The sequence below is a fragment of the Microcella pacifica genome (assembly GCF_009371975.2).
Taxonomy (GTDB): domain Bacteria; phylum Actinomycetota; class Actinomycetes; order Actinomycetales; family Microbacteriaceae; genus Microcella; species Microcella pacifica.
This window is the reverse complement of the sequence record NZ_VIKT02000012.1, coordinates 1-19,744: the sequence shown is the minus strand read 5'-3', so window position 1 is coordinate 19,744 and position 19,744 is coordinate 1. Positions and strand designations below refer to the sequence as shown.

Sequence of the window (19,744 nt, the reverse complement as noted above, 5' to 3'; positions counted from 1 at the left end):
GCGGTGCCGTTGCGCCTTACGGGCTCTACGGTCGCGCCCCGATAGCTCAGTGGTAGAGCACTTCCATGGTAAGGAAGGGGTCGTCAGTTCAATCCTGACTCGGGGCCCTGGCCCTCTCGCACACAATGCGGGAGGCCTACCCGGCGGGGTAGCTCAGGTGGTTAGAGCACACGGCTCATAATCGTGGTGTCGCGGGTTCGAGTCCCGCCCTCGCTACCAATGCGAAGAGCCCCGCCTCGGCGGGGCTTTTCGCATTGGTATCCAGGGTGTCGCCGAGAACCTTCCTGGGCCCCCACCGCGCAGTCCGCGGCGCCGCGCAGCGGCGTCGAGGCGGCACGGTAGGGATCGAGTCCCGCCCTCGCTACTCAGTACCCTGCGCCTCGCAGTAACCTGCGCCCGTCAGTACCCCTCGGGCAGATCCTTGAGCTGCTGCAGGGCGAGCTGCTCGCGCAGGTCCTCCTTGACGGCGTCCATGCTCGCGCGCCGCTCCTCCTCGCTCTGCTCGGCGCCGAGGGGGATGAGCCGCGCCTGGGTGAGCTCGGCGAGGGTCTCCTCGCGCGCGACCGCGAGCAGGGCGTGCGTCTGGGCGGGATCTTCCTCGATCTCGCGCAGCCGGTCGACGACGCCGCGCAGGATGCGGGCGCGGGTGCGCTGATGCTCGGCGTCCTGCCGCGCATTGGCGGCGGCGCGGCGGGAGCGCCCGAACGTGCGGCGTGGCGCGGCGCTGCTCTCCTCGAGCCGCTCGGCGGTCTGCGTGAGCTCGGCCATGAGCGTCTCGATCTCGCGCCGCGCGAGCTCGATCATGTCGTCGTCGTTCCACGGTTTCTCGTCGCGCAGCGTCAGCATGATGATGCTGTTCTTGATGGACAGCCGCAGCGCGGAGCGGGCGACGAGCACGCCCTCCTCGATGGGGCTCGCCGGCAGGTGCGGTCGCCCCGCACCCCGAGGGGACGGGCGGGAGGCATCGGGCGACGGCATGGTGTCCTTGCGTGAGGAGAGCGGTGCTCTCAGAGTACGGCGCTGGGCTGTCTGCGGCGCTGTGCGAGCATCTTGTCGCGACACGCCGAGACCACAACATCTAGGGGAATGACAACCGTGTCATTCCCTGTATATAGTGAGAGCCCTAGCCGCCGGGGGCGGAGAATTCATACCAAGAGGAGGTCCGCAATGGACAACGACAACGACACCGTGGGCGGCTACGACGTTCCCGTCGACCCCATGGACATGCTGCAGTGCGACAGCTGCCAGTAGGCATCGCACCCACGAGCTGATACACGGTTCTGCCGAGGCCCCGGTCCACCACGAGGTGACCGGGGTTTCGTGCTATCAGGAGACCGCGCGTAGCGCACCGTCGAGTACAGGAGGCCGGTCGTGAGCATCACCGTCGATGCCCTGACGCCCGAACTGGGGCGCTCCTCGACGCGCCTCGCCTCCGACGCCGAAGTGCTCGATCGCGTGCATCGCACCCTCGGCCCCGTCGACGTCGTCGCCGAGCACGACGGCGCTCACAAGGTCTCGCGCGTTCTGCAGGTCGTCACGCGCGGCGAGGAGCGCGCGGTCGTCAAATGGCATCGGGATGCTCTGCCGCACCGCCGCGAAGACACCGCCCTGCACCACCACACTCCCGCGCTGAGCGGCGACGCGCCGCGCCTCGTGCTGAGCGACCCGGCCCTGCGCCTCGTGGTCGTCTCGCACGTGCTCGGCGAGCAGGCCGCAGGCACGGAGCTCGAGCACGACGAGGCCGTGCACGCTCGCGCCGGCGAGCTGCTGCGCCGCCTGCACGACTCCGCCCCACCCGTGCGCCACGACCGCTTCGGCCCGATCATCGCCGCCGACTTCGAACGCTGGAGCACCCTCGCCGACGACCTGTGGGGCGAGCGGGGCGCCGAGGAGCGTCACGCCGCCCGGCAGCACGTCGCCGCGGCCCTCGACCTGGGCGCGCTCGACCACGTGCCCGCGCACCGTCAGCTGCATCCCCGCCACTGGGTCGTCGACCCGGGCGGCCGCGTGCGCTTCGTCGACTTCGCCGCCTTCGAGTTCGAACCGTGGTCGGCCGACCTGCTGTGGCTCGAGTACGGAGCGTGGCGCGACGCGCCCGCCCTGCGCGCGGCCTTCCTGCACGGTTACGGGCGCGTGCCGAGCGAACGGGACGAGCTCGTGCTCGGCGCCGTCGCGGCCGTGCGCGGGCTCGAGCTGCTCGTGCGCGGTGAGCGGCGCGGCCATGCGGCCGAGAGGATGCTCGGGCGGAGCATCCTCGACCGGCTCCTCGGCACCGCCCTCTTCTGAGCCCGCCCTCGGGACTGAGCCCATTCGCCAGTCCCAGCCCGCCGCCTAGACTGGGCGGGTGCCCGTGAACCCTGATCTGACCGAGCGCGAGTTCGCTCCGACACCTGCGTACCTCGTGGGGCGCGAGAAGGTGCGCGAGTTCGCCCGTGCCGTGCTCGCGACCTCGCCGCTGCACCACGACCCGGCCGCCGCGCAGGCAGCCGGCTACGCGGACGTCGTCGCCCCGCCGACCTTCCCGATCGTCATCGCCGAGGCGACGCTGCAGCAGCTGCTCGCCGAGCCTGACGCGGGCATCGACTTCAGCCGCGTCGTGCACGGCGACCAGCGCTTCACCTACACGCGCCCCATCGTCGCCGGCGACGAGCTCACCGCGACCCTGCGCGTGACGAGCATCAAGACGCTCGGCGGCAACAGCATGGTCGCGAGCGAGAGCACGATGGTCGACGCCGCCGGTGCGCACGTCGTCACGAGCGTGTCCACCCTCGTCGTGAGAGGGGACGACTCGTGAGCCTCGCAGAGAACCTGGGCCTCGAGGTCGGCCAGGTCGTCGCCGAGCAGACCTTCAACCTCAGCCGCGACACGCTCGTGCGCTACGCGGGGGCGAGCGGCGACTTCAACCCCATCCACTACCGCGACGACGTCGCCGCGCAGGTGGGTTTGCCGGGCGTGCTCGCGCACGGCATGCTCACGATGGGTGTCGCGGTGCAGCCCGTCGTCGACTGGCTCGACGGCCGCGGCTGGGTGAGCGACTACCAGGTGCGCTTCACGCGCCCCGTCGTCGTTGACCCGCAGGCTGGTGCCGAGGTGACGGTCACGGCGACCGTCGGCGTGATCGACGACGCGGGCGCGCGCATCGATCTCACCGCCGTCTACGAGGGGCAGACCGTGCTCGGCAAGGCGCAGGTGCGCATCAGCGCGCACTAGCTCTTCGACCCTCATGAAGCTCAGCGACCTGACGACCCTGCGCATCGGCGGCGAGGCCGAGCGCTTCGTCGACGCGACCGAGACCGACCAGCTTGTCGAGACGGTGCTCGAGGCCGACCGCGTGGGCGAGCCCTGGCTCGTGCTCGGCGGCGGCTCGAACGTGCTCATCGGCGACGACGGCATCGAGGGCGTCGTGGTGCGGGTCGCGACGCGCGGCATCGAGCGACTGCCGAATGCGCCCGGCTCGGCGCGCCCCATCCGATTGCGCGTGCAGGCCGGGGAGCCGTGGGAGGCGCTCGTCGAGCACACCGTGCGCCAGGGCTTCTCGGGGCTCGAGGCGCTGTCGGGCATCCCGGGCTCCTGCGGAGCCGCCCCCATCCAGAACATCGGCGCCTACGGGCAGGAGCTCGCCGAGAGCCTCGTCGCCGTCGAGGTGCTCGACCTCGACTCCGGGGAGCGCACGACGTGGCCCGCGCCCCTGCTCGAGCTCGGCTACCGCACGAGCAGCATCAAGCAAGGGCGTCGCGCGGTCGTGCTGAGCATCGACCTCGCCTTGGGCGCCGACGAGGATGCTCGTAGCCGACCCGTGCGCTACGCCCAGCTCGCCGACGCCCTGGGCGTCGAGATCGGCGAGACCGCGCCCCTCGTCGGTGTGCGCGCCGCGGTGCTCGCGCTGCGGGCCGCGAAGGGCATGGTGCTCGACCCCGACGACCCCGACTCGGTGAGCGCCGGATCGTTCTTCACGAACCCCATCGTGAGCGAGGCCTTCGCGCGCACCCTGCCCGGGGAGGCGCCGCGCTGGGCGCAACAGCCGGAGGCGCCGACGCGCGCCGTGCCGCTCGGCGCCGAGCCCGCCCCGCCGCCGCCCGTCGTCGAGGGAACCGTCAAGCTCAGCGCCGCGTGGCTCATCGAGCATTCCGGCATCGGCCGCGGCTTCGCGCTGCCCGGCTCCGGTGCCGCGGTGTCGAAGAAGCACACGCTCGCGCTCACGAACGCGAGCGGCGCCGCGACCGCGCGCGAGGTCGCCCAGCTCGCCGGCTACATCCAGACGCGTGTCATGAGCGAGTTCGGGGTCGTGCTGCACCCCGAGCCGGTCTTCCTCGGCGTCGAGCTCTAGCCCCGGCCTACAGCACCCACTCGAGGCTGTCACCTCCACAATTCAGGAGTGAGGGCCGCCAAATGGCCCGCACGGGGGCGCCGTCGGCGTGTCACCAGGCACCCGCTGCAGAAACTCCTGAATTGTGGAGACGCCGCGCGGCGATCACGCCGTGGCCGCTGCGCTCTCGACTAGAGGAGCCCGCGCTCCATCGCGAGGGTCACCGCGCGCGTGCGGTCGCTCACGCCGAGCTTCTCGAAAGTGCGCAGCAGGTGCGTCTTCACGGTCGCCTCGCCGAGGAAGAGGCGCTCGCCGATCTCGCGGTTCGAGAGCCCTTCGGCGACGAGCCGCAGCACCTCCGTCTCGCGCGGCGTGAGCGCGGCAGGCGCCGGCTCGCGCATGCGCGTCACGAGCTGCGCGGCGATCGACGGCGAGAGGGCGACCTCGCCCGCGGCGACCGAGCGCACCCCCGCGACGAGCTCCTCGGCCGGGGCGGCCTTCAGCAGGTATCCGCTCGCGCCCGCCTCGATCGCGGCGAGGATGCTCGCATCCGACTCGTAGGTCGTGAGCACGAGCACGCGGATCTCCGGCGCGCTCTCCCGAATGCGCGCCGTCGCCTGGTCGCCCGTGAGCCCGGGCATCCTGACATCCATGACGACGAGATCGGGGCGCAGCGCGAGGGCGCGACCCACGGCATCCTCACCGTCGACCGCCTCGCCGACCACCTCGATGCCGTCCTCGGCCTCGAGGAGCGACACGATGCCGGCGCGCACGACCGCGTGGTCGTCGGCCACGAGTACGCGGATCACAGCGCGAGCTCCTGCACGCTTACCTCGGCGGTGAGCCGCGTGCCCTCACCGGGGGCGCTCGTGACGCTGAGCGAGCCGCCCACGAGGGCGAGGCGGTCGCGCATGCCGGGCAGCCCGAACCCGTCTGGTGCGTCGTCCGGGTCGAAGCCGATGCCGTCGTCGGTCACGGTGACGCGCACGGCGCCGTCCCCCGCGACGAGCCCCACCTCGATGCGGGATGCTCGCGCATGCTTGCGCGCATTCGCGAGCGCCTCCTGCGCACAGCGCAGCACGACCACCTCGAGGTCGCGCGGCAGCACGAGCCTCTCCGGCCCCTGCACGGTCACGGTCACGCCCGTCTCGCGCTGGAAGCGCTCGGCGATGCGGCGCAGAGCGTTGAGCAGATCGAGACGGGTCTCGCCCGTCTCGACGCTCGCGCCCGCCGCCACGAGCGCGCGCGTCTCGGCGAGAACGCCGCGCGCGTTCTCCTCGATGAGCGCGAGCGTCTCCACCGCGCCCGCGCCCTCCCGCCGTGCGCGCTGGGCGAGCATGACGAGCCCCGTGAGGTCTTGCGCGATCGTGTCGTGCAGTTCGCGGGCGAGGTGCTCGCGCTCGGCGGCGGCTCCGGCGTCGCGGTGCAGGGCGGCGATCTGCTCCTGCGCGCCCTGCAGCTCGGTGAGCAGGCGGCCGCGCTCTTCGCCGAGCTCGACCATCCGGGTGATCCAGAAGCCCATCGCGAGGCTGAACCCGAGGGCGAGCGACTGCGTCACGATGATCTGGATGATGTCTTCCGGCCCGGTGCCGATGCCGATGGCGAAACCGACGCCGACCGCCACGGCGATGAGCACGTTGCCGACGACGGCGTCACGCGAGCGGGCCGCGAAGACCCACGAGATCGGGTACGCGAGCGCCTGCAGGATCGCGAGGGTCGGGTACCCGGCTGTGCCGATCCCGGCGGCGGCGGTGACGAGCAGCACGAGCGTCCACGACGGTGACTCCGACTCCGCGCGACGGTCGCCGACGACGGCCCACGCGACGACCAGCAGGGCGATGCCCGTGAGCGCGAGCGTGAGGCGCCACGGAGTCTGCAGGTTGGCGATGGCGAGTACGCCGGTGAGGGCCGCCATGCCGAGCACAGCGACCCACCACCAGCGCCTCGCCGTCATGCGGCCGAGCCTAGCCACTCAGCTGTCCTTGCGGATCCAGCGGAACGTGAGGCGGGCGAGCACAAGACCGACGACGAGCCACAGACCCAGCACCAGGGCGACCCCGGGCAGCTCCCACGACTCGTTCGGCTCGAGAATCACGAGCTCCTCGGGCAGGAACACGCTGCGCATGCCCTGCGCCATCCACTTGAGGGGAAAGACGCTCGCGAAGTTCTGCAGCCAGTCCGGCAGGTTGCTGAACGCGAGGTACACACCCGAGATGAACTGCAGCACGAGCGTGATCGGGATGACGACGGCCGTCGCACTCTTGCCGCTGCGCGGAACAGCGGAGAGGGCGATGCCGAGGATCGCCGAGGTGACGACACCGAGCACGAACACCCACGCGAACACGAGCCAGTTCTGCGGCTCCTCCGGCAGGGGCACGCCGAAGACGGTGAAGCCGAGGGCGAGCAGCACCGCGGCCTGCGCGAGTCCCGTGACGAACGACTGCCCGAGCTTGCCGATGAAGTAGCTCACCACCGGAAGGGGAGAGCCTGCGAGCCGCTTGAGCGTGCCGTCGCTCTTCTCGAGCGCGATGTCGATCGCGAGGTTCTGCACACCGCTCAGCAGCAGCCCGGCGGCGAGCATTGCGGGCAGGTAGAACCACGCGGCGCTCACGTCGTCGCCGTCGACTGTCTGGCCGAAGCTCGCCTGGCTGAACGACACGCTGAAGATCGTGAGCATGACGACCGGGAACAGGAACGTGAAGAACACGGTGTCGCCCTGGCGGAAGTACGCGCGCACCTCGTAGCCAATGCGCAGGCCTCCGAGGCGGATCGCCCGCAGGATGCTGCTGCCGACAGCGTGCGAGGTCGTGCGCGGTGCCGGGGTGGTGCTCGTCGTCGCGCTCATCGTGCGACCTCCGTCTCTGTCGTGGTCGGTTCTGCGTCATCCGAGGTCGAGGTCTCGCGGCCGATGAGGTCGAGGTAGACGTCCTCCAGGCTCGGACGAATCACCTCGAGCGCGTCGGGTTCCGGCCCGAGCCGGTCGATCAAGGCGGCGACGAGCGCACCCGGTGCGTCGGTGCGCTGCTCGCGCTGCTCGCCCGCCTCGCGCCAGCGCACGAGCGGAGTGCGAGCATCCGCACCGCCGAGCTCGCCGATCGGGGCGAGGTCGACCATGCGACCGCCCGCGATGACACCCGCGCGGTCGCCCAGCTGGGCGGCCTCGTCGAGGTAGTGCGTCGTGAGCAGAATCGTGGTGCCCTCCGACTGGAGGGTGCGGATGAGATCCCAGAAGCTGCGCCGCGCCTCGGGGTCGAAGCCCGTCGTCGGCTCGTCCAGGAACAGCAGCTCGGGCCGCCCGACGATGCCGACCGCGACGTCGACGCGGCGACGCTGCCCTCCGGAGAGCTTGCGGATGAGCGTGCCCGCCTTCTCCTGCAGCCCGACGGCGGCGATCACCTCGTCGACGTCGCGCGGGTTCGGGTAGAGGGCCGCGAAGTGCCGCAGCTGCTCGATGACCGTGACGTTGCCGCTCTCGCCGGAGGACTGCAGCACGATGCCGAGCCGCGCCTTCCAGTCGAGGCCGCCGCGGCCCGGGTCGACGCCGAGCACGCGGGCGTCACCGCTCGTGCGGTCGCGATAGCCCTCGAGAATCTCGATCGTCGTGGACTTTCCTGCGCCGTTCGGGCCCAGCAGGGCGAAAGTCTCGCCTCGGTGAATATCGAAGTCAATACCGTCGACAGCGGCGAAATGGCCGTAAATCTTGCGCAGCTCGCGCACCTCGACGACGTTCTCGTGTGTGGTCATGCGACTACTCTGCGCCTCTCAGCCCGGCCGCGACAACGGCCGTTAGGCCTACTCTGCCGTCCACCGACCGGTGGACCCGCCCCCGTTCCTGTTCTTAACTCAGGCAGGAATCGGGTGTGTGCGGGGTCAACCGGTCACCACCGCACTCTCTGCCTGAGTTGCGAACGACATGAGCGCATAGAGTGCGCCCGCATTTCGCAGCCTCTACACTCAATGCGCACACCAGCACGACTGTTTATCGAGGGGGAATTCCATGAAGCGCATTACCACCGAACTCGTCGACGATATCGACGGCACGGTTATCGAGCCCGGTACGGGCGGCACCGTCGCCTTTGCGCTCGACGGCACGAATTACGAGATCGACCTCGGTGACGACAATCAGCGGGCGCTGCGGGATGCTCTCGCACCGTTCATCGCCAACGCGCGCTCGACGGGCCGCCGTGGCGGCGCTGCCCCGCGCAAGCGCTCAAGCGGCTCGAGCGATACGGCCGCCGTGCGCGAGTGGGCGCAGCGCAACGGCTACACCGTGGGCGACCGCGGGCGCATCCCCGCCGAGATCCGCGAGGCGTACGCCGCCGCACAGCGCTGACGCCGCGCAACGCTGACGCCCTGCAGCGCTGACGCCGCGCGGAGCGACTACGCGGCGAAGAAGTGCTGCAGGCGCTGGACGCCCTCGAGCAGGTCGGCGTCGCCGAGCGCGTAGCTGAAGCGCAGGTAGCCGCTCGGGCCGAACGCCTCGCCGGGCACCGCGGCGACCTCCGCTTTCTCGAGGATCAGCTCCGCGAGCTCGAGCGAGGTCGTCGGCGTGACACCGTGCCACTCGCGGCCGAGCAGCGCCGTGACGTCGGGATAGACGTAGAAGGCTCCCGTGGGGGTGGGGGTGAGCATCCCGTCGATCTTGTTGAGCTCGGCGACGGCGAGACGACGGCGACGGTCAAAGGCCTCGCGCATCGTGGCGACTGCGTCCTGCGGGCCCGTGAGGGCGGCGAGGGCCGCGCGCTGCGAGACGTTCGCGACGTTGCTCGACAGGTGCGACTGCAGGTTCGAGGCCGCCGCGATGACGTCCTTCGGGCCGATCATCCACCCCACGCGCCAGCCGGTCATCGCGTAGGTCTTGGCGACGCCGTTGACGAGGATGCACTGCTCCGCCAGCTCGGGAACAGCCTCGACGATCGACACCGCGCGCGCGCCGTCGTAGGTGAGGGACTGGTAGATCTCGTCGGTGATGACCCAGATGCCGTGCTGCAGGGCCCACTCGCCGATGGCCCGCGTCTGCTCGGGGCTGTAGACCGATCCGGTCGGGTTGGAGGGGCTCACGAAGAGCAGCACCTTCGTGCGCGGCGTGCGCGCTGCCTCGAGCTGCTCGACCGTGACGAGGTAGTCCTGGTCGCTGCCGGCGAAGACTTCCACGGGGGTGCCGCCGGCGAGCGCGACGACCTCCGGATAGGTGGTCCAGTAGGGGGCGGGCAGCAGCACCTCGTCGCCGTCGTCGACGATCGTCTGGAAGGCCTCGTGTACGGCCTGCTTGCCGCCGTTGGTGACGATGACCTGGCTTGCTGGCACCTCGAGGCCCGAGTCGCGCAGAGTCTTCTCGGCGATCGCCTCGCGCAGCTCGGGCAGCCCGGCAGCCGGCGTGTAGCGGTGGTTCTTCGGGTCGCGTGCCGCCTCGACGGCGGCCTCGACGATGTGGTCGGGCGTCGCGAAGTCGGGCTCGCCCGCCGCGAAGCTGATGACGGGGCGCCCGGCGGCCTTGAGCGCCTTGGCCTGGGCGTCCACCTTGAGGGTGGCCGATTCGCTGATGGCGGCGATGCGGTGGGCGATGCGTCGAGGGTCGCTGGTCACGCTGCGCAGTCTACCGACGTCGCGTCGGGCGGCTTCGGGATGCTCGGCTCGCGCGCAGCGCATTCCGCCAGGTTGGCGGCCTCGCGCGCGTCGCCTACACTGGGGATCGGTGGTTGATCTCCGCCATGCTTTGGCATGCCCGCGGGTCAGCGCCGCACCGCAGAGGGCGGTGGCTCAATTGGTAGAGCAGCGGTCTCCAAAACCGCAGGTTGCAGGTTCGAGTCCTGTCCGCCCTGCACAGTCGCCGAGCTCGGCGCATCCGTTCGCGACGTGGGACGAGATGCGCCGAGTGCGGCGGTGAGCACCACCCCCAGTTCAGTACCCGAGCGACGAAGGTAGAGCATCACGTGAGCAATGTGATCGACGAGCCCGGCGGCGAGGATGTCGTCGCCAAGGCGAAGCGGGAGCGCGCCGAGAAGCGCGGACCGTTCGGTCGTTTCGCGCTGTTCATCCGTCAGGTGCTCAACGAGCTCAGCAAGGTCGTCACGCCGACGCGCCGCGAGCTCATCACCTACACGCTCGTCGTGCTCGTCTTCGTGATCATCATGATGGCGATCGTGTCGGGCCTCGACATCGTGTTCGGGTCTCTCGTGAACTTCCTGTTCGGTACGGGAAACCTGGGCGCCGGCGGCTGAGTCCGCCTCCACGAGCACGTCCGACAGCCGTGCACGTTCGACAGCACAAGGAAAGAAGAAGCAGTGTCTGAGAAATTGCCGCGCGACATCGATCTCGCGACCGCCGCCGAGCAGTCCTCTGAGGAGGACGAGGCGCAGGAGGGCAACGTGCTCGACTCTCAGCAGCACTCCTCCGACCCGGCTGAGCACAACGCGATGCACGTCGTCGACGACGAGAACCGCGAGCCCGACCTCGACGGCCTGCTCGACGCCCTCGACATGGCGGCCGACCCGGAGGCGGACGCCGTCGTCGAGGACGCCCTCGACATCGACTCCGCCCAGGAGGCGGACGCCGCGGCCGAGGCGACCCACGACGAGTCCGACGAGGACGAGGACGCCGCTGCTGCCGCCGACGAGGCCGACGCCGAGGCTGAGGAGCCCGAGGTCGACCCCTACGAGGAGTTCAAGCTCGAGCTGCGCATGAAGCCGGGCAAGTGGTACGTCGTGCACTCGTACGCCGGCTTCGAGAAGCGGGTCAAGCAAAACATCGAGAACCGCAAGATCTCGATGAACATGGAGGAGAGCATCTACGAGGTGCAGGTCCCCATGGAGGACGTCGTCGAGATCAAGAACGGGCAGCGCAAGCTCGTCAACCGCGTGCGCATCCCCAGCTACGTGCTCGTGCGCATGGACCTCAACGAGGACAGCTGGTCGGTCGTGCGTCACACGCCCGGCGTGACCGGGTTCGTCGGCAACGCCCACAACCCCACGCCGTTGCGCTTCGACGAGGCGTTCCAGATGCTCAAGTCGACCGTGCAGGTCGTCGAGGCGCCCGCCAAGACCGGCGGCGCGAAGGGCGGCGGCGTCGCGGCACGCGTCATCCCCGCCGAGATCGACTTCGAGGTCGGCGAGACCATCACGATCAAGGAGGGCTCGTTCGCGGGCCTTCCCGGCACGATCAACGAGATCAAGCCCGAGAGCGGCAAGCTCACGGTGCTCGTCTCGCTCTTCGAGCGCGAGACCCCGGTCGAGCTGTCGTTCGACCAGGTCACCAAGCTCTGACCCTGTACCCCGAGTCGAGCGGCACGCTCTAGACTCATCAGTTGACCGCGGCGCGCACAGGGCGCGCAGGCGGGAGCGCGGCACTCTCACCGGGTGCCGCACGACACGAAGGAAGAAAATATGGCACCGAAGAAGAAGGTCTCGGGTCTGATCAAGCTGCAGATCCAGGCCGGCGCCGCCAACCCCGCCCCGCCCATCGGGCCCGCGCTGGGTCAGCACGGCGTCAACATCATGGAGTTCTGCAAGGCCTACAACGCGGCCACCGAGTCGCAGCGCGGCAACGTCATCCCGGTCGAGATCACCGTGTACGAGGACCGCTCGTTCACGTTCATCCTCAAGACCCCGCCGGCCGCAGAGCTCATCAAGAAGGCCGCCGGCGTGCAGAAGGGTTCGGGAACCCCGCACACCGTCAAGGTCGCCTCGATCACGCGCGAGCAGGTTCGCGCGATCGCCGAGCAGAAGCAGTCCGACCTCAACGCCAACGACCTCGACGCCGCGGAGAAGATCATCGCCGGCACGGCGCGGAGCATGGGCATCACGGTCGACAAGTAAGCGACCTCACAGACCTTCAACCAGCGGGAGAGCCTGCCAGGCTCGTCAACCGCGTTCTTCCCCACTAGGAGACACAACATGGCACAGAAGTCCAAGGCCTACCGGGCCGCGGCCGAGAAGATCGAGCCGGGCAAGTTCTACACCCCTGACGAGGCCGTCGCGGTCGCCCGCGAGACGGGCTCCAAGAAGATGGACTCGACCGTTGAGGTCGCGCTCAAGCTCGGCGTCGACCCCCGCAAGGCCGACCAGATGGTGCGCGGCACCGTCAACCTGCCTCACGGCACGGGCAAGACCGCCCGCGTCATCGTGTTCGCGACCGGCCCCGCGGCCGAGGCCGCGATCGCGGCGGGCGCCGACGAGGTCGGCGGCGCCGAGCTCATCGAGAAGGTCGCCGGCGGCTACACGTCCTTCGACTCCGCGGTCTCGACCCCGGAGCTCATGGGCCAGGTCGGTCGCCTCGGCAAGGTGCTGGGCCCGCGCGGCCTCATGCCCAACCCGAAGACCGGCACCGTGACCCCGGACCCGGCGAAGGCCGTGACCGACATCAAGGGCGGCAAGATCGAGTTCCGCGTCGACAAGCACGCGAACGTGCACTTCATCGTCGGCAAGACCGGCTTCACGCAGGAGCAGCTCGCGGAGAACATCCACGCGGCGCTCGACGAGGTCGTGCGCCTCAAGCCGTCGAGCTCGAAGGGTCGCTACGTGCAGAAGGCCACCGTCTCGACGACGTTCGGCCCGGGCATCCCGCTCGACGTCAACATCTTCTAGGCGCACCGCACCGCGCCGCACCGCCACGATGGCCCCGCTTCGGCGGGGCCATCGTCGTCTGCCTGAGTTGCGAACGGAGGCGGGGCGGCACGGGATGCTCGGGGCCGGGCGGCAGAATGGGGGCATGACTGCGCGCATTCGGCCCGCGAGCGCGGCGGAGGCAGCGGCTCTGCACGAGCTCGCCGCCCTCACCTTCCCGCTCGCCTGCCCGCCCTCGACGACGGAGGCCTCGAAGGCGGCGTTCATCGCGGAGCACTTGAGCGAGGCGGCGTTCGCCCGCTACCTGGCCGACCCCGCACGCGATGTGGTCGTCGCCGACGATGCGGGACAGCTCATCGGCTATGCGATGGTCGTGCACGGGGAGCCGGCCGACCCCGATGTCGCGCAGGCGGTGCGCTCGCGGCCGACGGCCGAGCTCAGCAAGCTCTACGTGCACCCTCTGCACCACGGGGGCGGGGTCGCCTCGGCCCTCGTCGCCGCGGTCGTCGACGCCGCGGCACGGCACCGTGCCGCGAGCGTGTGGCTCGGAGTCAACCAGCACAACGCGCGCGCGAACCGCTTCTACGCCAAGAGCGACTTCGAGACGGTCGGCAGCAAGAGGTTCCTCGTCGGCGACACCTTCGAGGACGACTGGGTGCGCGAGCGCACGCTCTGACCGGCGCCTACGGCGCAGCGCTTACTGCGCAGCGCTCACTCCGCAGCGCTCACTCCTCAGCGCCTACTGCGCGGCGCTCACTGATCTGGCGAGACCTCGAGCACGATCTTGCCGCGCGTGTGGCCCTCCTCGAGCAGCCGGTGGGCCTCGGCGGCCTCGCTCAGCGGCAGCACGTGGTCGAGGTTCACGCGAAGATCGCCAGACTCGAACAGGCGCGAGAGCACCGCGAGGGTCGCCCCGCTCGGTGAGACCTTGTAGCCGGTCGCCCGTACGCCGGCCTCGAGAGCATCCTCGCGCATGGTCGGCCAACTGCCGCTGGGCGCGTTGACGAGAAGCCCCCCGGGCCGCAGGACGCTGAGCGAGCGCGTGCCCGTGTCGTCGTGCACGTTGCCGATGAGGTCGATGACGACATCGGCGTCGTGCACGTGGTCCTCGAAGCGGGTCGACGTGTAGTCGATGACCTGGGAGGCGCCGAGCTCGCGCAGCCAGCCCTGGTTGCGCGCGGAGCCCGTCGTGGTGACATGGGCCCCGAAGTACGCGGCGAGCTGCACGGCGAAGTGCCCGACACCGCCGGCTCCCGCGTGGATGAGCATCCGCTGCCCCTCATGAGCGCGCGCGACGTCGACGACCATGCCCCACGCCGTGAGGGCGGCGACCGGCACCCCGGCCGCCTCGGTGAAGCTCAGCGAGGCGGGCTTGGGGCAGACGGAGGCCTCCGGCAGCACGGCGTACTCGGCGTAGGTGCCGTCGAAGCGAGGCACCATCGACATGCCGTAGACCTCGCGGCCCACGGCGAGCGGGTGGGCCTCGTAGGGCGACTCGACGACGACGCCCGCGACGTCGTAGCCGAGGATCACGGGGAACGACCTCACGGCGCCCGCGACCCCGCGGCCTGCCCGGGTCTTCGCGTCGATCGGGTTGACGCCCGCCGCCATGACCTTCACGAGCACTTCGGCGTTCGCCCGTACGGGCATCGCCACGTCGGCGGGGGAGAGCACCTCGGGGCCGCCCCACTCCGTGGCCACCATGGCCGTCATCGTCGTCATCGTCGGTCCCCTCCCGCAACGAGCATCAGTCAACCGCGCTTTCGGGTCGCGGATGTTTCCAGAGTGTCACGCAGGGGCAAACTCTCCCGGAATCACGAGGCTGGAGAGCGAGTGGGGTACAAAAGATGAACATCGTGGTCCCCCTTTCTGGGGACCGAATCACCCCCGGAGGGGGGCCTGTGCTCGATGTTCGTATAGCGCACACTCGTAGAGAAGGGGGACACCCCCGGTCCCCCACAGTGAGGACACGAGCACCCGAAGCTCGCGTCGCTCCAATACCCCGCCCGACTCGACCCGAGAGGAACGACATGATCACCCTCCCCCTCCTCATGATCTCCGCCCTCGTGGGCTTCTTCGCCCTCATGGCCGGCATCGCCGGCACGGGCCGCAAGTCCCGTGGGGCCCACCGCGCTTGACGCACCGGCTCCCCGAGAGCCACGCGCCACCGCGCCGTACGACGAACCCCGGCAGTCCCTTCCCCCAAGGGCAGCCGGGGTTCTCGTTGTGATGCTCATTGCTTCAGGGCTGGCTCAGAGCAGGCTCATAGGTTCATGGGCAGTACTGGGACCATGTCCTACGACGATCAGACCGAGTCGCCTCGCCTCACCCACCCCGACGGCTCCCCCGTGCGGGCGCTCGTCGTCGACGACGAGCCCTCCCTCGCCGACCTCGTCTCGATGGCGCTGCGCTACGAGGGGTGGGAGGTGCGCACCGCCCTCACCGGGCAGGAGGCGCTCGCGCACGGCCGCGAGTTCCGCCCCGACATCGTCGTGCTCGACATCATGCTGCCCGACCTCGATGGCCTCGAGGTGCTGCGTCGCCTGCGGGCGGACGGCAGCAACGTGCCGGTGCTCTTCCTCACCGCGAAGGACGCCGTCGATGACCGCGTCGTGGGCCTCACCGCGGGGGGCGACGACTACGTCACGAAGCCGTTCAGCCTCGAGGAGCTCGTGGCGCGACTGCGCGGGCTCATCCGCCGCAGCGCGCTCGTGGTGAGCGAGCGGTCCGACCCCGAGATCCGCGTCGGCGACCTCGTGCTCAACGAGGAGAGCTACGAGGTGCGCCGGGGCGACACCGAGATCGAGCTCACCGCCACCGAGTTCGAGCTGCTGCGCTACCTCATGCGCAACCCGCGTCGTGTGCTCAGCAAGGCGCAGATCCTCGACCGAGTCTGGAGCTACGACTTCGGCGGGCGGTCGAGCATCGTCGAGATCTACATCTCGTACCTGCGCAAGAAGATCGACACGCTCGGCCCGGCGATGATCCACACCGTGCGCGGCGTGGGCTACCTCATCAAGCCGGTCGCGTGAGGCCGCGTCGCGTGCGATCCCGCCGCGTGAGGACGGGGGCCTGAGGATGCGCGGCTGGTCGCTGCAGCAGAGGCTCGTCGCGGGCATCCTCGCCCTGCTCGCTGTCGCGACGCTCGGCATCGGCGTCGTGAGCACCTTCGCCCTGCGCACCTCCCTCATCGGTCAGCTCGACGACGAACTGCGCACGACGACGCAGCGCGTTGCCGTGACGCTCGACGCGGGGCCGGGGGATTCGAGTCGCAGCCTGCTCGGCCCCGGACTGCCGCTCGGCTCGCTCATCGCGGTCGTATCGCCGCAGGGTCGCGTGACGGCCGCCTACCTCGACCTCGACGCCGAGGTCCGCGAGCTGTCGGCCCTCCAGCAGCGCGTCCTCGCGGGAGCCTCGATCGAGCAGCCGCGCACCATCCGCTTTCCCGGTGGGCTTGGCGAGTACCGCGTGCTGGGTGCTCCCGTCGGTGAGGGCTCTGCCGTCGTGGTCGGGCTCTCGACGCGCGAGGCGACCGTGACGACCGCGCGCCTCGGCGCGACGATCACCGCCGTCCTCATCGGCACCCTCATCGTCGCGGCGGCGCTCGGGCGCAGCGTCGCGCGCGTAGCACTGCGACCCCTCACGCGCATTCGCGAGACGGCGACGCGCGTGACCGAGCTGCCGCTCGACCGCGGTGCCGTCGCCCTCTCCGACCGGCTCGAGACGATCGACACCGATACGCGCACCGAGGTCGGGCAGCTGGGTGCCGCCTTCACGCGCATGCTCGACCACGTGCAGGCGGCGCTGCTCGCCCGCGAGGCGAGCGAGGGCAAGGTGCGGCAGTTCGTCGCCGATGCGAGCCACGAGCTGCGCACGCCGCTCGCGGCCATCCGCGGCTACAGCGAGCTCACCCGGCGGGGTGGGCACGAGGTGCCGCCCGACGTGCGCCACGCGCTCGACCGCATCGAGTCGGAGTCGGTGCGCATGACCGAGCTCGTCGACGACCTGCTGCTGCTCGCGCGACTGGACGAGGGCCGAGCGCTGCGCGCCGACCCCGTCGACCTCGGCCGTGTGATCGCGGATGCTCTCGCCGACGCCCGCGCCACGAGCGACGATCACCGCTGGAGCGTCGAGGTACCCGACGAGCCGGTCGTCGTCACCGGTGATCAGGGGCGGCTGCACCAGGTCGTCGCGAACCTCCTCGCCAACGCGCGCGTGCACACGCCCGAGGGCACGTCGGTCGCGGCGTCGGTCGCCGCCGTCGACGGCGAGGCGATCGTGCGCGTGGCGGACGATGGGCCAGGGATTCCCGAGGAGGTGCAGCCGGTGCTCTTCGAGCGCTTCGCGCGCGCCGACACCTCGCGCTCGCGCGCGACGGGCAGCACGGGGCTCGGGCTCGCGATCGTCGCGGCGGGCGTGGGCGCCCCCGACGGCAGCGTGTCGGTGGAGTCCCGCCCGGGCCGCACGGTCTTCACGGTGCGGCTGCCGCTCGTGCGCGACGAGTAGCCTCGACGAGGGCCGCGACCGTCGGCCCGCAGAGGAGGTCGACCGTGATCATCGCCGTGACAGGATCCAGCGGCAAGCTCGGCGTCGGAGTCGTCGACCATCTGCGGGAGCGCGGTCACACCGTCATCGGTATGGACGCCGTCGGCGCCCGCGGCAAGGATTTCGTGCAGGTCGACCTCGCCGACTACGGCCAGGTGGCGGATGCTCTCGCCGGGGTCGAGGAGCGCCACGACGGCGTGGACGCGCTCGTGCACCTCGCGGCGACACCCGCGCCGGGCATCCGGCCCGATACGGCACTGCTGCAGCAGAACGTCACGATGACGATCGGCGTCGTGCAGGCGGCGCGACGCGCGGGGATTCGGCGCATCGTGCACGCCTCGAGCGAGACCCTGCTCGGCCTGCCGCTCGAGGAGCCGCCGCCCGCCGCGCCCATCGACGAGACCCAGACGGTGCGACCCAACTTCATGTACGCGGTCGGCAAGCACCTCGAGGAGGAGTTCGGGCGCGCGATCTGCCGACTGGAGCCCGAGCTCGCGATGACCGGCCTGCGCTTCAGCAATGTCATGGCGCCCGAGGACTACGCCGAGTTCGAGACCTGGCAGGACGACCCGGCCGTGCGGCGATGGAATCTGTGGGGCTACATCGACCGCCGCGATGGTGGCCACGCGGTCGAGCGCGCACTTCTCGCGCAGCAGCCCGGCTACAGCGCTTACATCATCGCCGCAGCAGACACCGTCATGCGGCGGGACAGCGCCGAGCTCATGGCGGCCGAGTTCCCCGACGTACCGGTGCTCTCCACGGTGAGCGGGCGCCAGACCCTCCTGTCAATCGACGCCGCTCGGCGCGACCTCGGCTACGCGCCGCGGCACAGCTGGCTCGACGAGACGTAGGCGCCCCCGGCCGCGCGCGCACCCGGTCGACGCCGTTTTGCGTGCGAGCCGCTCCGTGCCGTATGCTGAGCGCTTGCCAGAGACCGCCGGTTGTCGACGGGCCCGTTCGCGGGCGAGTCGGCCGAAGGCTCGCAGTTCTTCCTCGTGAAGAGCGGCGAGGGCCCGCGCAGGTGTGAGGAAACCTTTGCCGTGCATCCCGTACCGGGATCGCGAAGAAGCCCCGAGCGCCCGCGCTACGGGGCTTTCGTCATGTGTGCCGGGTGATCCCTGGAGTCCGAACGTCAATGACTAGAGGAGCACCATGGCGAACAAGGAAGCAACGGTCGCCGAGCTGTCAGCACTTTTCCACAGCTCGAAGGCCGTACTGCTGACCGAGTACCGCGGTCTCACGGTGGCCCAGCTCAAGCAGCTGCGTGCCGCACTCCGTGAGGACGCGACCTATGCCGTGGTGAAGAACACGCTGACCAAGATTGCGGCCAACAACGCCGGCATCGACTCGTTCGATGACCTGCTCGAGGGTCCTTCTGCCATCGCCTTCGTCCACGGTGACACCGTGAACGTGGCGAAGGCCATGCGCGACTTCGCCAAGGCGAACCCCCTCCTCGTGGTGAAGGGCGGGTACTTCGACGGTAACCCGCTCACCGCCGCCGAGGTGACCAAGCTCGCCGATCTCGAGAGCCGTGAGGTGGTGCTGGCCAAGCTGGCCGGTGCCGTCAAGGCCTCGCTGTTCGGTGCCGCGTACATGTTCAACGCTCCGCTGGCTCAGGCCGCGCGGGCAGTGGACGCGCTGCGGCAGAAGCAGGAGTCCGCGAGCTGAATCCAGCCCCGCGGTAGATCAGACCAGTAGCAGCACGTAAGAAGGAGAAATCATGGCAAAGATGTCGACTGACGACCTCATCGAGGCGTTCAAGGAGCTGTCGCTCATCGAGCTCAGCGAGTTCGTGAAGAAGTTCGAAGAGGTCTTCGAGGTCACCGCCGCGGCACCCGTCGCCGTGGCCGCGGCCGGCCCCGCCGGTGGCGGAGCCGCTGCCGAGGAGGTCGAGGAGAAGGACTCGTTCGACGTCGTTCTCGAGGCCGCCGGCGAGAAGAAGATCCAGGTCATCAAGGAGGTGCGCGCCCTCACGAGCCTCGGTCTCGGTGAGGCGAAGGCGCTCGTCGACGGTGCTCCCGGTGTCGTGCTCGAGGGCGCGCCCAAGGACGCCGCCGAGAAGGCCAAGGCCCAGCTCGAAGAGGCCGGCGCCACCGTCACCCTCAAGTAGTCGCACCACCCGCAGCCTCGTGCTGCTCGCGCAGGCCCCGCCCGTCCGTCGACGGCGCGGGGCCTTCGTGCGTGGGGGGAGGCCTGCGCGCTGCGGTATTCGTGCGCGGGCTAGGTGTAATTCCTCGGGACGTTGTGAACGGGTGAGGTGAGCGAAGACCTCCGGAACGATGTGGGTTACCACACTCACTGATCGCCACCGGAGGTCTTCGTGTCTCACCGT

Annotated in this window: 22 protein-coding genes and 3 tRNA genes; 18 read left to right on the top strand and 7 right to left on the bottom strand. The window is 70.1% G+C overall.

Features of this window, described 5'->3' with window-relative positions; translation table 11 throughout:
- Positions 1 to 35 precede the first annotated feature (35 nt).
- Together FK219_RS08170 and FK219_RS08165 are read left to right on the top strand one after the other, a co-directional pair.
- Positions 36 to 107 (top strand) — tRNA-Thr (locus FK219_RS08170).
- A gap of 35 nt (positions 108 to 142) precedes the next feature.
- Positions 143 to 219 (top strand) — tRNA-Met (locus FK219_RS08165).
- Between the two features lie 180 nt (positions 220 to 399).
- On the opposite strand, the gene FK219_RS08160 is transcribed toward FK219_RS08165, so the two are convergent.
- Positions 400 to 978: a hypothetical protein gene (locus FK219_RS08160; protein WP_152583621.1), complete on the bottom strand. Its 579-nt coding sequence runs from the start codon at positions 976 to 978 to the stop codon at positions 400 to 402.
- Positions 979 to 1,371: 393 nt separating this feature from the next.
- On the opposite strand from FK219_RS08160, the gene FK219_RS08150 reads away from it, so the two are divergent.
- From FK219_RS08150 to FK219_RS08135, 4 genes are read left to right on the top strand one after another with little or no spacing between them, the layout of a single operon-like run.
- Positions 1,372 to 2,286, top strand: coding sequence for an aminoglycoside phosphotransferase family protein (locus FK219_RS08150; protein ID WP_152583620.1), 915 nt, complete (start codon positions 1,372 to 1,374; stop codon positions 2,284 to 2,286).
- 58 nt (positions 2,287 to 2,344) lie between these two features.
- On the top strand, positions 2,345 to 2,794 hold the full coding sequence (locus tag FK219_RS08145) for an FAS1-like dehydratase domain-containing protein (RefSeq protein ID WP_407941895.1): 450 nt from the start codon (positions 2,345 to 2,347) through the stop codon (positions 2,792 to 2,794).
- The gene (locus FK219_RS08140) at positions 2,791 to 3,210 is read left to right on the top strand and encodes a MaoC/PaaZ C-terminal domain-containing protein (RefSeq protein ID WP_152583619.1); all 420 of its coding nucleotides are present in this window, start codon (positions 2,791 to 2,793) and stop codon (positions 3,208 to 3,210) included. The genes FK219_RS08145 and FK219_RS08140 overlap by 4 nt, the downstream gene beginning before the upstream one ends.
- 13 nt (positions 3,211 to 3,223) lie before the next feature.
- Positions 3,224 to 4,327: a UDP-N-acetylmuramate dehydrogenase gene (locus tag FK219_RS08135; RefSeq protein WP_152583618.1), complete on the top strand. Its 1,104-nt coding sequence runs from the start codon at positions 3,224 to 3,226 to the stop codon at positions 4,325 to 4,327.
- Between the two features lie 170 nt (positions 4,328 to 4,497).
- On the opposite strand, the gene FK219_RS08130 is transcribed toward FK219_RS08135, so the two are convergent.
- From FK219_RS08130 to FK219_RS08115, 4 genes are read right to left on the bottom strand one after another with little or no spacing between them, the layout of a single operon-like run.
- Complete coding sequence (locus tag FK219_RS08130) at positions 4,498 to 5,115, bottom strand: response regulator (RefSeq protein WP_152583617.1); 618 nt, start codon at positions 5,113 to 5,115, stop codon at positions 4,498 to 4,500.
- Positions 5,112 to 6,260 (bottom strand): sensor histidine kinase, encoded by a 1,149-nt coding sequence (locus FK219_RS14110; RefSeq protein ID WP_152583616.1) that lies wholly within the window; start codon positions 6,258 to 6,260, stop codon positions 5,112 to 5,114. Before FK219_RS14110 ends, FK219_RS08130 begins: the two co-directional genes overlap by 4 nt.
- 18 nt (positions 6,261 to 6,278) lie before the next feature.
- Positions 6,279 to 7,151, bottom strand: coding sequence for an ABC transporter permease (locus FK219_RS08120; protein ID WP_152583615.1), 873 nt, complete (start codon positions 7,149 to 7,151; stop codon positions 6,279 to 6,281).
- Complete coding sequence (locus tag FK219_RS08115; protein WP_152583614.1) at positions 7,148 to 8,050, bottom strand: ABC transporter ATP-binding protein; 903 nt, start codon at positions 8,048 to 8,050, stop codon at positions 7,148 to 7,150. Before FK219_RS08115 ends, FK219_RS08120 begins: the two co-directional genes overlap by 4 nt.
- Positions 8,051 to 8,303: 253 nt before the next feature.
- Between FK219_RS08115 and FK219_RS08110 the strand changes: the two genes are divergently transcribed.
- Positions 8,304 to 8,639 (top strand): histone-like nucleoid-structuring protein Lsr2, encoded by a 336-nt coding sequence (locus tag FK219_RS08110; protein WP_152583613.1) that lies wholly within the window; start codon positions 8,304 to 8,306, stop codon positions 8,637 to 8,639.
- Between the two features lie 47 nt (positions 8,640 to 8,686).
- Here the strand turns inward: FK219_RS08110 and FK219_RS08105 are convergent, their stop codons facing one another.
- The gene (locus FK219_RS08105) at positions 8,687 to 9,892 is read right to left on the bottom strand and encodes a pyridoxal phosphate-dependent aminotransferase (protein ID WP_152583612.1); all 1,206 of its coding nucleotides are present in this window, start codon (positions 9,890 to 9,892) and stop codon (positions 8,687 to 8,689) included.
- A gap of 163 nt (positions 9,893 to 10,055) precedes the next feature.
- Here FK219_RS08105 and FK219_RS08100 point away from each other — a divergent pair.
- From FK219_RS08100 to FK219_RS08075, 6 genes are all read left to right on the top strand, one after another.
- A tRNA-Trp gene (locus FK219_RS08100) sits at positions 10,056 to 10,128 on the top strand.
- Between the two features lie 111 nt (positions 10,129 to 10,239).
- Positions 10,240 to 10,527 (top strand): preprotein translocase subunit SecE, encoded by a 288-nt coding sequence (gene secE, locus FK219_RS08095; protein ID WP_152583611.1) that lies wholly within the window; start codon positions 10,240 to 10,242, stop codon positions 10,525 to 10,527.
- 63 nt (positions 10,528 to 10,590) lie between these two features.
- Positions 10,591 to 11,568, top strand: a complete 978-nt coding sequence (gene nusG / locus FK219_RS08090) for a transcription termination/antitermination protein NusG (protein ID WP_152583610.1) — start codon at positions 10,591 to 10,593, stop codon at positions 11,566 to 11,568.
- A gap of 120 nt (positions 11,569 to 11,688) precedes the next feature.
- Positions 11,689 to 12,120: a 50S ribosomal protein L11 gene (rplK, locus tag FK219_RS08085; RefSeq protein WP_152583609.1), complete on the top strand. Its 432-nt coding sequence runs from the start codon at positions 11,689 to 11,691 to the stop codon at positions 12,118 to 12,120.
- A gap of 78 nt (positions 12,121 to 12,198) precedes the next feature.
- Positions 12,199 to 12,888: a 50S ribosomal protein L1 gene (gene rplA, locus FK219_RS08080; RefSeq protein WP_152583608.1), complete on the top strand. Its 690-nt coding sequence runs from the start codon at positions 12,199 to 12,201 to the stop codon at positions 12,886 to 12,888.
- A gap of 124 nt (positions 12,889 to 13,012) precedes the next feature.
- The gene (locus FK219_RS08075) at positions 13,013 to 13,543 is read left to right on the top strand and encodes a GNAT family N-acetyltransferase (RefSeq protein WP_152583607.1); all 531 of its coding nucleotides are present in this window, start codon (positions 13,013 to 13,015) and stop codon (positions 13,541 to 13,543) included.
- 77 nt (positions 13,544 to 13,620) lie between these two features.
- Here FK219_RS08075 and FK219_RS08070 read toward each other — a convergent pair whose 3' ends face one another.
- On the bottom strand, positions 13,621 to 14,589 hold the full coding sequence (locus tag FK219_RS08070; protein ID WP_407941894.1) for an NADP-dependent oxidoreductase: 969 nt from the start codon (positions 14,587 to 14,589) through the stop codon (positions 13,621 to 13,623).
- A gap of 569 nt (positions 14,590 to 15,158) precedes the next feature.
- On the opposite strand from FK219_RS08070, the gene FK219_RS08065 reads away from it, so the two are divergent.
- From FK219_RS08065 to rplL, 5 genes are all read left to right on the top strand, one after another.
- A complete protein-coding gene (locus tag FK219_RS08065; RefSeq protein WP_152583606.1) occupies positions 15,159 to 15,899 on the top strand; it encodes a response regulator transcription factor in 741 nt (246 codons plus the stop codon).
- A 46-nt stretch (positions 15,900 to 15,945) separates the two neighbouring features.
- Complete coding sequence (locus tag FK219_RS08060; protein ID WP_152583605.1) at positions 15,946 to 17,373, top strand: sensor histidine kinase; 1,428 nt, start codon at positions 15,946 to 15,948, stop codon at positions 17,371 to 17,373.
- Positions 17,374 to 17,417: 44 nt separating this feature from the next.
- A complete protein-coding gene (locus FK219_RS08055) occupies positions 17,418 to 18,263 on the top strand; it encodes an NAD-dependent epimerase/dehydratase family protein (RefSeq protein ID WP_152583604.1) in 846 nt (281 codons plus the stop codon).
- Positions 18,264 to 18,564: 301 nt separating this feature from the next.
- Positions 18,565 to 19,080, top strand: coding sequence for a 50S ribosomal protein L10 (rplJ, locus tag FK219_RS08050; RefSeq protein WP_152583603.1), 516 nt, complete (start codon positions 18,565 to 18,567; stop codon positions 19,078 to 19,080).
- Positions 19,081 to 19,132: 52 nt separating this feature from the next.
- Positions 19,133 to 19,522 (top strand): 50S ribosomal protein L7/L12, encoded by a 390-nt coding sequence (gene rplL / locus FK219_RS08045; RefSeq protein ID WP_152583602.1) that lies wholly within the window; start codon positions 19,133 to 19,135, stop codon positions 19,520 to 19,522.
- Positions 19,523 to 19,744 lie beyond the last annotated feature (222 nt).